Origin of the sequence: Tritonibacter sp. SIMBA_163, from assembly GCF_046535935.1 — a bacterium.
GTDB classification, from domain to species: Bacteria; Pseudomonadota; Alphaproteobacteria; order Rhodobacterales; family Rhodobacteraceae; genus Epibacterium; species Epibacterium scottomollicae.
The window spans coordinates 1-228 of sequence record NZ_JAWJBP010001566.1 but is presented as its reverse complement, the minus strand read 5'-3'; the positions used below and the strand labels follow the sequence as shown (position 1 = coordinate 228).

Annotated in this window: 1 protein-coding gene; it reads left to right on the top strand. The window is 34.2% G+C overall.

The genetic code is table 11. From position 1 onward, the window contains the following. On the top strand, positions 1–228 hold a 228-nt coding region (locus R0J92_RS27530; RefSeq protein WP_411054013.1), incomplete at both ends, for an SAR2788 family putative toxin.

The window sequence follows — 228 nt, the reverse complement described above, 5'->3', positions numbered from 1 at the left end:
CTTAGAAGAAGAATCACTTCATATTGAAACTACCTTTAACTCAGACGATCTTGAAGTTAAGGGTGACCTTGAAATGAGCTTAGAAACGGAAGAAATGAACTTTACGTCATCTATTATTGATGAAAATGGTAAACTTATTAACAAAGAATATGACATTGCCGTTGAAGAGGCGGATAATGAAACGTTTAAAGCTACCTTAACAGATAACGACTCTGGTGAAAAATACAC